We start from the raw sequence: 13,885 nt of genomic DNA, 5'->3' as shown, positions 1-13,885 counted from the left end.
GGGGAGACCCGGCGCCCTCGTCTTCCGTACCGCGATCACACTCCGCGCAGGCGGGCTCCGACCCGGGCGGCGGCCAGGTCGACCGCCGCGTCGCGGGCGGCGGCGATCTCGTCGGCCGTCAGGGTCCGGTCGGTGGCGCGGAAACGCAGGGTGTAGGCCAGGGACTTGTTGCCCTCGCCCGCCTGCGCGCCCTCGTAGACGTCGAACAGGCGCACCGACTCCAGCAGGTCGCCCGCGCCGTCGCGCAGGGCGGCCTCGACCGACGACACCGGGGTGTCGGCGGGCACGATCAGCGCGACGTCCTGGGTCGCCACCGGGTAGGCGGAGATCGACGGGGTCTGCACCGGCGCCGGGGCGGCGAGGCGGGACAGTTCGAGCTCCATCGCCGCCGTGCGCTTCGGCAGGCCGAAGGCCTCCACGACGCGCGGGTGCAGTTCGCCGGCGTGGCCCACCAGGACCTCGCCCGCGTAGAGGGCGGCACAGCGGCCGGGGTGCCACGGCTCGTGCTGGTCGGCGCGGACGTCCAAAGTGACGCCCGCCTCGCGGGCCACCGCGCGGGCGGCCTCGATCGCGTCGGCCCAGGTCGCGGCGCGGCCCTGGCCCCACCAGCCGGACCGCTCGAACTCCCCGGCCAGGACGGCCGCGACGCGGACCGGCTGCGCGGGCAGCGCCGCGGCGAACAGCGCCAGCTCCTCGTCGGTCGGGCGGCGCTCCACCGTCAGGATCGGCGCCGTCTCCGGGGCGTCGGCGCCGGGGCGGTAGACCAGGCCCGTCTCGAACAGGGCCAGGTCGGTGAAGCCGCGGCCGACGTTGCGGACCAGGGTCTTGAGCAGGCCCGGCAGCAGCGTGGTCCGCATGAACGGCTCGTCTTCGCTGAGCGGGTTGACCAGCCGGGTCGCGCGGCGGCGGTCGTCGTCGGCGGGAAGCTGCAGGTGGTCGAGGTCGCGGGCGCCGATGAACGGGTAGGACAGCACCTCGACGTAACCCGACAGGGCCAGCGAGCGGCCGACCCGGCGGCGCAGCCGCTGGGTCTCGGTCAGGCCCGCGCCCGCCGGGGCGCCCGGCAGGACCGAGGGCAGCGTGTCGTAGCCCTCCAGCCGGATGACCTCTTCGGCCAGGTCGTTGGGGTCGGTCAGGTCGGGACGCCAGCTCGGCGGGTAGACCGTGATCGGGTCGTCGCCGGTCACGGCCAGCTTCGCGGCCAGGTCGCCACTGGTCACGACACCCGTGGCGGCCACGCCGCGACCGCCCTCGGCGGCCGGGGCGACGCCGTCGACGACGCGGCAGCCGACCTGCTCCAGGCGGGTGACCACGGTCTCGCGGGAGTAGGGCACACCCGCGACCCGCGCCGGGTGACCCGACGGGATGGTGATCGACACGGGCGCCACGTCGATCTGCGCGTGGGTCACGCCGGGCTCCGCCACGCCGTCGCCCAGCTCGGTGAGGAGCTGGACCGCGCGCCACGACGCCACGAGCGGCAGCTCGCGGTCGACGCCGCGCTCGAAGCGCTTGGACGCCTCGGACACCAGGTTGTGCCGCCGCGACATGCGGGCCACGCCGGTGGCCGAGAAGTGGGCCGCCTCGATGACGATGTCGGTCGTCGAGCCGGAGATCTCGGTCGACAGGCCGCCCATGGTGCCGGCCAGCCCGATCGCGCCCGAGTCGTCGGTGATCAGGATGTCGTCTTCGGCCAGGTCACGGGTGACGTGGTCGAGGGTCTCCAGGCGCTCGCCCGGCAGGGCGCGGCGCACCACGATGCCGCCCTGGATGGTGTTCCGGTCGAACGCGTGGAGCGGCTGGCCGAGCTCCAGCATCACGTAGTTGGTGACGTCGACGGCCAGCGACACCGGCCGCATGCCCGCGCGGGTGAGCCGTACGCGCATCCACAGCGGCGACTCGGCGGAGGGGTCGAACCCGGAGACGGCGCGCAGCACGAACCGGTCGCAGGCCGTCGGGTCGCCGATCTCCGCGGGGTGGGCGACCCCTTCGGCGGCCGGGAGCTCCAGCGCGGCCGGGTCGCGGAACGGCACGCCGAACGCGGTCGCCGCCTCACGGGCCACACCCCGGATCGACAACGCGTAGCCGCAGTCGGGGGTGATCTCCAGTTCCAGTACGTCGTCACGCAGCCCCAGCAGCTCGACGACGTCGGCCCCGAGGGGGGTGTCGTCGGGCAGCAGCAGGATGCCGGGCGACGACTCGGCGATGCCGAGCTCGGCCTCGGAGCAGATCATGCCGTCGGACAGGCGGCCGTAGGTCTTGCGGGAGGCGATCTCGAACCCGCCCGGCAGCACCGCGCCGGGCAGCGCGACCGGGACGACCGCGCCGATGCCGAAGTTGGTCGCGCCGCAGACGATCTCGCGCGGCTCGGCCTCGCCGACCTCGACCAGGCAGTGGCGGATCGGCTTCTTGAAGCCGGTCAGCTCCTCGATCTCGATGACCTTGCCGACCACGACGTTCTTCAGGTCGTGACCGTGGGAGGCGATGGCCTCCAGCTTGAGACCGGCGGCGGTGAGCTTGTCGGCGACCTCGTGTGCGGTGACGGGCGGGAGATCGACGTACTCCCGCAGCCACGAAAGCGGGACCTTCATCAGACCTCCATCCCGAACGGCAGGGTGAAGCGGATGTCGCCTTCGACCATGTCGCGCATGTCTTCTGCGTTGTGGCGGAACATCAGGGTGCGCTCGATGCCCATGCCGAACGCGAAGCCGGAGTAGACCGAGGGGTCGACGCCGCAGGCGATCAGCACCCGCGGGTTGACCATGCCGCAGCCGCCCCACTCGATCCAGCCCTCGGACTTGCAGGTCCGGCACGGCGGGTTGCCCGGCACGGCGGACGCGCCGCGGCAGACGAAGCAGCGCAGGTCCATCTCGGCCGACGGCTCGGTGAAGGGGAAGTAGTTGGGCCGGAACCGGGTCGAGATGCCCTCGCCGAACATGACCTCGGCGAACCGGTCGAGCGTGCCCTTCAGGTGGGCCATCGTCAGGCCCTTGTCGATCGCGAGGCCCTCGACCTGGTGGAACACCGGGGTGTGGGTGGCGTCGAGCTCGTCGGTGCGGAACACCTTGCCGGGCGAGATGACGTAGACCGGCAGCGGGCGCTCCAGCAGGGCGCGGATCTGGACCGGCGAGGTCTGGGTGCGCAGCACCTTGCCCGACTTGACCGACTCGACGAAGAAGGTGTCGTGGTCGGAGCGGGCCGGGTGGTCGGGCGCGATGTTCAGCGCGTCGAAGTTGAACCACTCGGCCTCCAGCTCCGGGCCCTCGGCGACCTCGTAGCCCATGGCCACGAAGCAGTCGGCGATCCGCTCCTGGAGCGTGGTCAGCGGGTGGCGGGCCCCGCGCGGCGCGCGGTCCCACGGGAGGGTGACGTCGACGGTCTCCTCGACCAGCACGCGAGCGTCGCGCTCGGCCTCCAGCTCGGTCTGGCGGGCGGCCAGCGCCTCGCCGACGGCCCTGCGGGCGGCGCCGATCCGCTTGCCGGCCTCGGCACGGGCGGCCGGCGGCAGCGCGCCGATCTCCCGGTTGGCCAGCGCGATCGGGGACCGGTCACCGGCGTGGGCCAGCCTGACCTGCTTCAGTTCGTCGAGATCCGCGGCCGAGGAGATGGCGGCGAGGGCATCGGCCTCCGCGCGCGCCAGCTCGTCGGCGTGCAGCGGTGTCACCTCGACCGGGTCGTAATCAGACAAGGGAACTCCGTATCCAGGGCCGGAATGGCGGCCCCTGATTCTATTAGCTAAAGGAAAGCCCTAAGCCCGCCCGCCGGACCTGCGCCGTCGGAAGCGGGCCGCTTGAAATCCGGTCGATTCCCCAGGCCGCACCTGGTCTCACCCCTGTGGTCCGACATGGAGTGACCCGCCAGACCAAGAAATGTGGCCAGACATCCGGCCAAGCGCGCCGGTGGGCGAGGAGGAGCGGCAGGAGCGAAGCGACTAGAGCGACGAAGGAGCCCACCGGGTCCAGAGCGCTTGGCCCGCCGCGCCGGAGGCGCGGCAATCAGACAGGAGTGCCGGTGGGCATGATAAATCGGAACTCCGCGCCGCCGCCGGGGGCGCGTTCGACGGTGATGGTGCCGCCGTGGGCCTCGACGAGGCCCTTGACGATGAAGAGGCCGAGGCCGGTGCCGCCGCGGCGGCGGTCGTTGCCGCGCCAGAACTGGCGGAAGACGCGCGAGGCCAGCTCGGGCTTGACGCCCTCGCCCTGGTCACGCACGGACACGGCCACTCCCCATTCGACGGGCTCTACGACGATTGTCACCTTACCGCCGCCGTGTCGCACCGCGTTTTCGACGAGGTTGCCGAGGATTTGATCCATCTTGTCCTGGTCGAGCCACATCTCCGGCAGGTCGCCCACGACCGTGAGCGAGAACCGGTCTTCGGGCTCGCCGGCGGCCACGCGGCCGGCGATGATGCGCCGCGCGCGCGCGGGGATGTCGACGACCTGCCGCCGGATCTCCACCCGCCCCGACTCGATGCGGGACACGTCGAGCAGTTCGGTGATCAGCCGGGTCACCCGGTCGGCGTCGGAGTTGACCGTCTGGAGCATCACGAGCTTCTGGGCGTCGTTGAACCGGTCCCACTTGGCCAGCAGCGTGGCGGTGAAGCCCTTCACGCTGGTCAGCGGCGAGCGCAGCTCGTGGGCCACGGTCGAGACGAGGTCGGCCCGGCTCCGCTCCAGGCGGCGGCGGGCCCCGGCGTCGCGCAGGGTGATCACCACGCGGATCACCCGGCCGGCCCGCGCGGGGGTGCGCACGAACGCCGCCGTGACCAGCAGGTCGCGGCCGTCGAGCTGGAGCGGGAGCTCGACCTGGCGGGACCGGATGGACAGGCCGCCCTGAGGGTCGAGCCACTTCCACCAGTCGCGCCCCTCGGCGTCGCGCAACGGGAGCACATCGCCCACGTGACGCCCGGGGGACGTCTTGCGGTGCAGCCCGGTCAGGCGTTCGGCCGCCCTGTTCACGGCCATCACGACGCCGTCGCCGTCGACCACGACGACGCCGTCGGGAAGGGCGTCGATGGCGATCACACTCGACGGGTCGGCGACCCGTCCATGGGTGTTCTCGCCGCGCAAAGGACCCCTCCAGCCGTGCTCCGCGAGCCGTCTCCGCCGACAATAGCGGGTTTCCGGAGCCCTTCGGCAGCCCGTCACGGACCGGGTACGCACCTATTACACGGAATGTCAGATCTGCCGGAGAACTCGCGCGCTGGCGTACAGGCACACCGCGGCGGCGGTGGCCAGGTTCAGGCTCTCGGCGCGGCCGTAGATCGGCACCCGGACGACCTCGTCGGCCAGGGCCAGCACCTCGGGCGGCAGGCCCCAGGCCTCGTTGCCGAACACCCAGGCCGTGGGGGCCGACAGGTCGACGTCGTCGAGGGTCGCCTTGCCGGTGCCGTCGGCGGCCAGGATGCGCAACCCCCGGTCCTTCAGGGCGGCCACGGCCTTGTCGACCGGCAGCCCCGTCACGACGGGCAGGTGGAAGAGGCTGCCCGCGCTGGCCCGTACACACTTGCCGTTGTAGGGGTCGACGGACGCGTCGGTGAACACCACCGCGTCGGCTCCGGCGGCGTCGGCCGTGCGCAGCACGGTGCCGGCGTTGCCGGGGTCGCGGACGTGCGCCAGCACCGCCACCAGCCGGGTCTCCTCGACCGAGGACAGGGGCACGTGGACGAACTTGCACACCGCCATCAGCCCCTGCGGGGTGACCGTCTGGGCGAGCTCGGCCATCACCTCGCCGCTGGCCCGGAACACCGGCACCCCGGCGCTCACGGCCGCGCCGACGATGTCGGCGTGCCGGGTCTCGGCCTCGGCGGTGGCGAACAGCTCCACCGTCACCCCGGGCAGCGCCAGCGCCTCCCGCACCGCCTGGGGCCCCTCGGCGAGGAAGGCCCGGTCGCGGTCCCGGAAGGCCCGCTTGGTCAGCCTCCGAGCGGCTTTGACGCGCGGCGACTTGGGATTGGTCAACTCGGTCACTCGGTCACGTTTCCCTCCGAGACGGAAAGAAGGGCCCACCAGGAACGGTGAGCCCTTCCGGAAAGCAGATGATCGCTTAGGCGACCGGAGCGTTCACGTCGGACGGGAGCGCCTTCTTGGCGGCCTCGACCAGCGTGGCGAAGGTCTGCGAGTCGTTCACCGCGAGATCGGCGAGGATCTTGCGGTCGACCTCGATGCCGGCCAGGCGCAGACCCTGGATGAGCCGGTTGTAGGTCATGCCGTTCTGACGAGCGGCGGCGTTGATCCGCTGGATCCAGAGGCGGCGGAACGCGCCCTTCTTGTCCTTGCGGTGGGCGTACGCATAGGTCATCGAGTGGAGCATCTGCTCCTTGGCCTTGCGGTACAGACGCGACCGCTGACCCCGGTAACCGCTCGCCCGCTCGAGGACGACCCTGCGCTTCTTCTTGGCGTTGAGCGCCCGCTTCACGCGTGCCATGTTGTTCTTCTCCCCGGGGGTCGTTACTTAGCGAGCAGCTTCTTGATCTTCTTGGTGTCCGCGTCGGACATGACCACGTCGTTCTCAAGCCTGCGCGTGCGGGTGGACGGCTTGTGCTCGAAAAGGTGCTTCCGGTTGGCCCGGCGGCGCACGATCTTGCCGGAGCCGGTGACCCGGAAACGCTTCTTCGCACCACTGTGCGTCTTCATCTTCGGCATCTCAGCCGTCTCTCCCTCGTTGTTCCAAGCCGATCTCCCGGCCCCGCAGGGGGGCCGGGTAACCGGCGTTCCTGACTCGCAAGAGCCGCGAAGAACGGGCTCCCAGTCTGTGCGTCCGCGCGGCGGTTTTTATTCCTCGGCGGCGACCGAGTCGGCCACCGAGTCGTCGTCGCGGGTCGCCCGAGCCGCGGCCTTCTCGGCCTTGGCCTCGGCCTTCTTCTTGTGCGGACCGATCACCATGATCATGTTTCGGCCGTCCTGCTTGGGCTGAGACTCCACGAAGCCCAGCTCGGTGACATCCTCAGCGAGCCGCTGCAGGAGCCGGAAGCCCAGTTCGGGACGGGACTGCTCACGTCCACGGAACATGATCGTGACCTTGACCTTGTCCCCCGCCTTGAGGAAGCGCACGACGTGACCCTTCTTGGTCTCGTAGTCGTGCGGGTCGATCTTCGGCCGGAGCTTGATCTCCTTGATGATCGTGTGTGCCTGGTTGCGGCGGGCTTCGCGCGCCTTCATGGCCGACTCGTACTTGAACTTGCCGTAGTCCATGAGCTTGCAGACGGGCGGGCGTGCCGTCGCCGCGACCTCAACGAGATCGAGGTCGGACTCCTGGGCGAGCTTCAGGGCGTCGTGGATGGAGACGATGCCGACCTGCTCGCCGTTCGGGCCGACGAGGCGGACCTCGGGGACACGAATACGATCGTTGATGCGGGGCTCGGTGCTGATGGGACCTCCAAGGGACCTTCGCCTGTGTGTTCGACCGTGCCGGAAACACGAATAGACCCCGGCACGTCACGCATGCGGGGCCACTGAGTCCGAGAACTCGATTGTGATCCTTGAACCCGTCTGCCTCGCGGCTGATCAGGTGGGAGGAAGACCTCCGCTTGCGCGTCCGGCACGTGCCGGACCGATCGGTTCATGAGTTTAGCACGATTACAACGCCGACTCACCCGCGGTCCGCATGGCCTCCACCGGCGCCGGCGACCGCCCGGTCATCAGCTCGACCTGCCGCACCGCCTGGTGCAGCAACATCGAGAAGCCCCCGACGATCGTCCCGCCCTCCTTCCGCACGGCCTGGGCCAGCTCCGTCGGCCACGGCGAGTAGACGACGTCGAAGACGGCCCGCGCCCGGGAGGCCTCGACGGCCAGCCCGTCGGCCGCCCCCGAGGGCAGCGTGGAGATCAGCAGATCCACGGATGTGTCGAAACTGTCGAACGCCTGGACGTCGACGGACATTCCCAGCCGTTCGGCCACCTCCAGGGTCTCCCCGGCGCGGCGCGGGTCGCGTACCACCAGGGTCGCCTCCCCGAGTCCGAGCTCGCGCAGCGCGGCCAGCGCGGAGGCGGCGGTGGCGCCGCCCCCGAGGACGGTCGCGCTGGCGGGGGCCGGCACCCCCGCCTCGGCCAGGGCGGCGACGATGCCGTGGACGTCGGTGTTGGCGCCGTGCCGGGCGCCGTCGCGGAAGATCACGGTGTTGGCCGCGCCGACCTCGACCGCCAGCGGCGCGACCGTGTCGAGCAGCGGGAACACCACCCGCTTGAGCGGCATGGTCAGCGACAACCCGGCCCACTCGGGGCCGAGGCCGCCGACGAAGGCGGCCAGTTCCTCCTCCCGGCACTCGATCGCGTCGTACCGCCAGCCGGTCAGGCCGAGCGCGGCGTAGGCCGCCCGGTGGAGGTAGGGCGACAACGAGTGGCGGACCGGGAAGCCGAGGACGGCTGCTCTCTTGTTCACGGGGTCAATTCTGGGTGGCGTGGAACTTGTCGCGCAGGCGGACGAACTCGGCCTCGCTGGCGGTGAACTCGGTGACGCCGTTCTCCGGGTCGGTGGTCACGAAGAACAACCAGTCGCCCTTGGTCGGCTTCAGCGCGGCCTCGATGGCGTGGTCGCCGGGGTTGGCGATCGGGCCGGGCGGCAGGCCGTCGACCCGGTAGGTGTTGTAGGGCGAGTCGTCGCGGGTCTCCTCGAAGGTCGCGGCGATGCCGTACTTGCCCAGGCCGTACATCGTGGTGGAGTCCATCTGGAGCTTCATCGGCGGGTTGAGCGCCAGCCGGTTGTAGATGACCCGGGCCACCTTGCCCATGTCGTCGGGGGTGCCCGACTCGGCCTGCACGATGCTCGCGACGGTCATGATCTCCATCGGGGTGAAGCCGAGCCGCTTCGCCTCGGCGTTCAGGTCGAACTTCCGGGCGGTCTCGTTGAAGCGGTCGGTCATCCGGGTGAGGATCTCGCTCGCGGTGATGTTCGGCGGCAGCTCGTAGGTCGCCGGGAACAGGAAGCCCTCGGCCTTGCCCTTCGCGTAGGACGGCAGGCCGATGTCGCCCTTGGCGGCGTCGGCGAACTCCTTGGCGGGGATGCCGGTCGCCTCGGCGAGGGTGTCGTAGACGCGGGTGGCGCGGTAGCCCTCGGGGATGGTCAGGCTGTCGCGCAGGCGCTTGTCGGGGTCGAGCAGCCCGACGGCGGCGGCGGCCGACATGCGCTTCTTCATCGCGTAGTGGCCGGGCTGGAGCGAGCCGCCCTTGCCGGCCGCGTCGACGGCCTGGATGAAGGCACGGGCGCTGGCCACGACGTCCTCCTTCTCCAGTTCGGCGGCGACGTCGCCGGCGGAGGCGCCCTCCTCGATCACGATGACCACTTCACCGGTGCCCGAGCCGGTGTAGTCGTCGGCCGTCACGGCGTCGCTGACCCACTTGTAGCCCAGGTAACCGCCGCCGCCCAGGATGCCGACGATGATCACGATCGCGATCAGGGACGCGGCGGCGCCCTTGCGCCTGGTACGCCGCCTGCGGCGCCGGCTGCGGCTCTGCTGTCGGCGCGACCGCCTCGGCCCCCCCTCGTCGGAGGCGCCGAGCAAAGAGTCCATGTCGAGGTCGTTCATAGTGCGCTGGCCAATCTCTCGGTAGGACTGGCCTCGCGTCAAGCGATGCGCCAAACCGAGGGGGGATCAAGCTTCGGTATGGATCTCGGCCCGACACGCGGACCGTCGGTCATCGTTCGGCCTAGTTCGTCCCGAGGTACCTGTTCAGCTCTTCCCGATATTTCACGAACTCGCCTTCGTTGTCAGTGAATTTGGTGATTCTACGGCCTGGATCTGTAGTGACAAACCAGTACCAATCACCCTTCGCTGGCTTCAAGGCCGCCCGAAGTGCCTGCTCACCGGGGTTTCCGATCGGACCAGGCGGTAGACCATCGATCCGATAGGTGTTGTACGGAGAGTCGTCGCGGGTCTCGTCGATGGTCGCGGCGATGCCGTACTTGCCGAGGCCGTACATGGTCGTCGAGTCCATTTCGAGGCGCCCGCCCTTTTTCAGGCGGTTGTAGATCACTCTAGCGATCTTGGGATAGTCGTCGTCACGCCCGCCCTCGGCCTGCACGATGCTGGCCGTGGTCACCACGTCGAGGGGGCTCATGCCCTCGCGCGCGTCGAGGCCCAGGCGGTCGGCGACCCGGCCGAACTGGGCGGCCATGTCGCGCAGCAGGCTCCTGGCGGTGCTCGACGGCTCGACCTCGTAGGTCGCCGGGAACAGGAAGCCCTCGACCGACTTGGCGTAGGACGGCAGCCCGAGCGCCGCGGGTTGCGCCGCCGCCTTCTCGAACTCGGCGACCGGGACACCGGAGGCGGCCGAGAGGCGGACGTACACCTCCTTGGCGCGCAGCCCCTCGGGGATGGTCACCCGCCGGGACACCCGCGAGTCGCGGTCGAGCAGCCGGTCGAGCGCGATCGAGGCGGACATGCCCTTGTTCAGCCGGTAGTCCCCCGGCCGCAGGCTGCCCGACTTGGCGCGGGCCTCAACCTCCCGGACGAACGCCCCGGAACTGGCCACCACGCCCGCCTTGGCGAGCGTCTCGGCGATCTGGACCGCGCTCTCGCCGGGGCTGATGCGGACCACGACCGCGCCGGTTCCGGCGCCCTCGAAGTCGTCGGGTCCCAGGAACGGGCGGGTCAGCGTGTAGAGGCCGACGATCCCGGCGGTCGCCACGGCCGCCAGCCCGGCGTAGACGATCTTCCGGGTGCGGTCGCGGCGGACCTCGTGGTCGACGGGCTCGGCCTCACCGGCAAGCAGGAACGTGTCCCACTCCTGCGGGCTCACCGCTCGGTCCCGGGACTCGTTTCTCCACCGGGGGGTGGGTCGAGGGGATGACCTGGTGGTTTGCCGGACGCACGCTCGCCGTCGAGGGCGGCCTGGAGCAGCACCACGGCCGCCGCCTGGTCGATGACGTCGCGTTGGTTCCTGGCCTTGCGGCCGCTCTGGCGCAGGTTGGCCTGCGCGGTCACGGTGGTCAGGCGCTCGTCGTAGAGGCGGACCGGGACCGGCGCGACCCGGGCGGCCAGCGCCGCCGCGAACTCACGGGCGGCCCCGGCCGCGTGGGACTCACGGCCCGACAGGGAGGTGGGGAGGCCGACGACGACCTCGACGACCTCGTGTTCGGCGACCAGCGCGGCCAGGCGGTCGAGGTCGCCCTTGCCGCGCTTCACCGTCTCGACCGGCGTGGCCAGCAGCCCCGAAGGGTCGCTGCGGGCCACGCCGATGCGGACCGACCCGGCGTCGACGCCGAGTCGTGTGCCCCGTCTCATGACGTCACAGGCTGGCGTTGATCGCCTCGATGACCGCACGCAGCGCGTCGTCGACAGCGCCCGCGTTCGTCCCCCCGCCCTGCGCGACATCGTCCTTGCCGCCACCGCCACCCCCAAGTGCCTTGGCGGCGACTCCTACCAGACGGCCCGCCTTCAGCCCTCGGTCGCGTCCCGCCTCGTTGACAGCGGCGACCACGACGGGACGGTCCGAGGGGACACCGGCGACGACGACCACCGCGGCGCTTCCGGGGAACCGGCCGCGCACATCGAGAGCGAGTTTACGCAGGTCATCAGGGGTGGTACCAGCAGGCGCGCGGTGCGTTACGACGGAAACGCCCTGGATGTCCGTGGCCCCGGCCGCGAGCTCCCCGGCCACCGCGAGCACCTGCGCCGACCGCAGTCTCTCCAGCTCCTTCTCGGCGTTGCGCAGCCGGGTGACGATGCCGTCGAGCCGCTCGGGCAGCTCCTCGGGCCGCGCCTTGAGCGCCCCGCTGAGCTGCGAGACCAGCACGCTCTCGCGGGCCAGGTGGCGGAACGCGTCGAGTCCCACCAGGGCCTCCACGCGGCGCACCCCGGCGCCGATGGACGACTCGCCGAGCACCTTGATCAGGCCGAGCTGGCCCGAGCTGGCGACGTGGGTGCCGCCGCAGAGCTCGCGCGAGTAGTCGCCGACCTCGACGATGCGCACGACGTCGCCGTACTTCTCGCCGAACAGGGCCAGGGCGCCCATCTTGCGCGCCTCGGCCTGCGAGGTGTGCAGGACGTTGACCTTGAGGTCGTCGATCAGGGTCGCGTTGACCTCGTCTTCGACGTCGCGCAGCACGCTGACCGGCACCGCGCCGGCGGAGGTGAAGTCGAACCGGAAGCGGCCCGGCGAGTTCTCCGAACCGGCCTGCGCGGCGGTCTCGCCGAGCGCGTTGCGGAAGCCCCGGTGGACCAGGTGGGTCGCGGTGTGGCTGCGCGAGATCGACCGGCGGCGGTCGACGTCGATCGCCGCGTGGGCGGCGTCGCCGACCTTGACCTCGCCGGAGGTGACCTTGCCGCGGTGGACGACCAGGCCCGCGATCGGCGACTGCACGTCGACGACCTCGATCTCGCCGTTCTCGACCTTGATGACGCCCTGGTCGGCGAGCTGGCCGCCGCCCTCGGCGTAGAACGGGGTGCGCAGCAGCACGACCTCGACGGTGGTGCCCGCGCCCGCGACCGGGACCGGCGCGCCGTCGACGATGACGCCCGCGATCTCGGTGTCGGTGGTCAGGTGGTCGTAGCCGAGGAACTCGACCTTGCCCGCCTTCTCGAGGATCTGGCCGAACACCGAGATGTCGGCGTTGCCGGTCTTCTTCAGCTTCGAGTCGGCCTTCGCGCGGTCGCGCTGCTCGGCCATGAGACGGCGGAAGCCCTCTTCGTCGACCTTCAGGCCCTGCTCGGCCGCCATCTCGAGGGTCAGGTCGATCGGGAAGCCGTAGGTGTCGTGGAGCTGGAACGCCTTGTCGCCCGACAGGACCGACGTGTGCGCCTTCTTGCTCTCGGCGACCGCCGTGTCGAAGATCGTGGTGCCGGTGCGGAGGGTGCCCAGGAAGGACGCCTCCTCGGCGTCGATCACGCCGTGGATCTGCGCCGCGTCGGCGATCAGGTCGTGGTACTGCTCGCCCATCGTGCCGATGGTGGTGGCGGTGAGCTCGTGCATGTAGCGCTCCTCGCCCGAGCCGAGCAGGCGCAGGTTGCGGATCGCCCGGCGGAGCATGCGCCGCAGCACGTAGCCCCGGCCCTCGTTGGAGGGCAGCACGCCGTCGCCGACGAGCATGACGCCCGCCCGCAGGTGGTCGGCGATGACCCGCAGCGACACGTCGTTGCGGGCGTCGGCGCCGTAGCGGGTGCCGGTCAGCTCGGCCGCCCGGCTGAGGATCTTGAAGGTGGTGTCGATCTCGTAGATGTTGTCGACGCCCTGCAGGATCGCCGCCATGCGCTCCAGGCCCATGCCGGTGTCGACGCTCTTGGCGGGCAGCTCGCCGACCACGTCGAAGTCGATCTTCGAGCGGACCGCGCCGAGCGTGTACTGCATGAAGACGTTGTTCCAGACCTCGAGATACCGGGTCTCGTCGGCGACGGGACCACCCTCGCGGCCGTATTCGGGGCCCCGGTCGAAGTAGATCTCCGAGCAGGGACCGCCGGGGCCCGGGACGCCCATGTGCCAGTAGTTGTCGGCCAGGTCGCGGCGCTGGATGCGCTCGGCCGGGACGCCGGCCCGCTTCCAGATCTCGATCGCCTCGTCGTCGTCGAGGTAGACCGTGACCCACATCTTCTCTTCGGGGAACCCGAAGCCGCCCGCGGCGACCGGGCTGGTGAGCAGCTCCCACGCGAAGGGGATCGCCTGCTCCTTGAAGTAGTCGCCGAACGAGAAGTTGCCGAGCATCTGGAAGAAGCTGGCGTGCCGCGTGGTCTTGCCGACCTCGTCGATGTCGAGGGTGCGGATGACCTTCTGCGCGCTGGCGGCCCGCTTGTAGGGCGGCTTCTGCTGCCCGAGGAAGTAGGGCTTGAACGGGACCATGCCCGCGTTGACCAGCAGCAGCGTCGGGTCCTCTGCGACCAGGCTGGCCGAGGGCACGACGGTGTGCCCGCGCTCTTCGAAGAAGCGCAGGAAGCGGCGTACGATCTCTGCCGACTCCAT

12 protein-coding genes are annotated in these 13,885 nt (G+C 70.8%); all 12 read right to left on the bottom strand.

The annotated features are described in order from the left end of the window. Positions 1 to 35: 35 nt before the first annotated feature. Entirely contained in the window at positions 36 to 2,588 is a 2,553-nt protein-coding gene (locus QSK34_RS36240) for a phenylalanine--tRNA ligase subunit beta (protein WP_285591137.1), read from the bottom strand. Further along, positions 2,588 to 3,724 carry a phenylalanine--tRNA ligase subunit alpha gene (gene pheS / locus QSK34_RS36235; RefSeq protein WP_456319075.1) on the bottom strand — a complete coding sequence of 379 codons (1,137 nt, stop codon included), beginning with the start codon at positions 3,722 to 3,724 and terminating at the stop codon, positions 2,588 to 2,590. Before pheS ends, QSK34_RS36240 begins: the two co-directional genes overlap by 1 nt. A 268-nt stretch (positions 3,725 to 3,992) precedes the next feature. Next, positions 3,993 to 5,066 (bottom strand): sensor histidine kinase, encoded by a 1,074-nt coding sequence (locus QSK34_RS36230; protein WP_285591134.1) that lies wholly within the window; start codon positions 5,064 to 5,066, stop codon positions 3,993 to 3,995. 108 nt (positions 5,067 to 5,174) lie between these two features. Next, positions 5,175 to 5,966 (bottom strand): TrmH family RNA methyltransferase, encoded by a 792-nt coding sequence (locus QSK34_RS36225; RefSeq protein ID WP_285591132.1) that lies wholly within the window; start codon positions 5,964 to 5,966, stop codon positions 5,175 to 5,177. Positions 5,967 to 6,042: 76 nt separating this feature from the next. Further along, positions 6,043 to 6,423: a 50S ribosomal protein L20 gene (gene rplT, locus QSK34_RS36220; protein ID WP_030456929.1), complete on the bottom strand. Its 381-nt coding sequence runs from the start codon at positions 6,421 to 6,423 to the stop codon at positions 6,043 to 6,045. A gap of 23 nt (positions 6,424 to 6,446) precedes the next feature. Continuing rightward, positions 6,447 to 6,641, bottom strand: coding sequence for a 50S ribosomal protein L35 (rpmI, locus tag QSK34_RS36215; protein WP_030456928.1), 195 nt, complete (start codon positions 6,639 to 6,641; stop codon positions 6,447 to 6,449). 129 nt (positions 6,642 to 6,770) lie between these two features. Next, positions 6,771 to 7,349: a translation initiation factor IF-3 gene (gene infC / locus QSK34_RS36210; protein ID WP_285591177.1), complete on the bottom strand. Its 579-nt coding sequence runs from the start codon at positions 7,347 to 7,349 to the stop codon at positions 6,771 to 6,773. Between the two features lie 225 nt (positions 7,350 to 7,574). Further along, entirely contained in the window at positions 7,575 to 8,375 is an 801-nt protein-coding gene (locus QSK34_RS36205) for a shikimate dehydrogenase (protein ID WP_502875563.1), read from the bottom strand. Positions 8,376 to 8,379: 4 nt separating this feature from the next. After that, positions 8,380 to 9,504 (bottom strand): endolytic transglycosylase MltG, encoded by a 1,125-nt coding sequence (mltG, locus tag QSK34_RS36200; RefSeq protein WP_285591128.1) that lies wholly within the window; start codon positions 9,502 to 9,504, stop codon positions 8,380 to 8,382. A 136-nt stretch (positions 9,505 to 9,640) separates the two neighbouring features. Continuing rightward, complete coding sequence (mltG, locus tag QSK34_RS36195) at positions 9,641 to 10,732, bottom strand: endolytic transglycosylase MltG (RefSeq protein WP_285591126.1); 1,092 nt, start codon at positions 10,730 to 10,732, stop codon at positions 9,641 to 9,643. Next, positions 10,729 to 11,217, bottom strand: a complete 489-nt coding sequence (gene ruvX / locus QSK34_RS36190; protein WP_285591124.1) for a Holliday junction resolvase RuvX — start codon at positions 11,215 to 11,217, stop codon at positions 10,729 to 10,731. Before ruvX ends, mltG (QSK34_RS36195) begins: the two co-directional genes overlap by 4 nt. 4 nt (positions 11,218 to 11,221) lie before the next feature. After that, positions 11,222 to 13,885: an alanine--tRNA ligase gene (gene alaS, locus QSK34_RS36185; RefSeq protein ID WP_285591122.1), complete on the bottom strand. Its 2,664-nt coding sequence runs from the start codon at positions 13,883 to 13,885 to the stop codon at positions 11,222 to 11,224.

The organism is Herbidospora sp. NBRC 101105 (genome assembly GCF_030269205.1).
Taxonomy (GTDB): Bacteria; Actinomycetota; Actinomycetes; order Streptosporangiales; family Streptosporangiaceae; genus Herbidospora; species Herbidospora solisilvae.
Note: the sequence above shows the minus strand (reverse complement) of the source record. Positions and strands in the feature narration are given on the sequence as shown.

Bases quoted from the DNA above. Each gene is read 5' to 3' on its own strand.
- QSK34_RS36240 (WP_285591137.1), bottom strand. From the start codon at position 2,588: ATGAAGGTCCCGCTTTCGTGGCTGCGGGAGTACGTCGATCTCCCGCCC.
- rplT (WP_030456929.1), bottom strand. From the start codon at position 6,423: ATGGCACGCGTGAAGCGGGCGCTCAACGCCAAGAAGAAGCGCAGGGTC.
- rpmI (WP_030456928.1), bottom strand. From the start codon at position 6,641: ATGCCGAAGATGAAGACGCACAGTGGTGCGAAGAAGCGTTTCCGGGTC.
- mltG (WP_285591128.1), bottom strand. From the start codon at position 9,504: ATGGACTCTTTGCTCGGCGCCTCCGACGAGGGGGGGCCGAGGCGGTCG.
- ruvX (WP_285591124.1), bottom strand. From the start codon at position 11,217: ATGAGACGGGGCACACGACTCGGCGTCGACGCCGGGTCGGTCCGCATC.
- alaS (WP_285591122.1), bottom strand. From the start codon at position 13,885: ATGGAGTCGGCAGAGATCGTACGCCGCTTCCTGCGCTTCTTCGAAGAG.